The organism is Paenibacillus xylanexedens (assembly GCF_007676705.1).
GTDB classification, from domain to species: Bacteria; Bacillota; Bacilli; order Paenibacillales; family Paenibacillaceae; genus Paenibacillus; species Paenibacillus xylanexedens_C.
Genome location: NZ_VEBF01000401.1, coordinates 1 through 260, shown reverse-complemented (window position 1 = coordinate 260; position 260 = coordinate 1). Strand labels below are relative to the sequence as shown.

Below are 260 nucleotides of genomic sequence, written 5' to 3'. Positions count from 1 at the left end.
CCTTCCATCACTCACCTCACCTCCCATCCCTTCTTTCATCCCTCCTCACATGCCTACACCACCCTCACCTTTCATCAATTTCTTACCTTCCACCTCATTCACCCACAAATCAATCAATTTCCCTCCTTCTTCCTTCACTTTCGACTTCTCGCCCACCAACACTCCTACCCCTCCACCACCTACCCACCTCTTAATCTCACTCTTCCCCCCTTCAATCCTCCCCAATTTCAAAAATCCCATCTTATCCTTCAATTCCTCTC

1 pseudogene is annotated in these 260 nt (G+C 48.5%); it reads right to left on the bottom strand.

Annotation, left to right across the window (positions count from 1 at the left end):
• Nucleotides 1-45: 45 nt before the first annotated feature.
• Nucleotides 46-260: pseudogene (locus FS628_RS32270) on the bottom strand (ABC transporter substrate-binding protein); the annotation flags it as partial.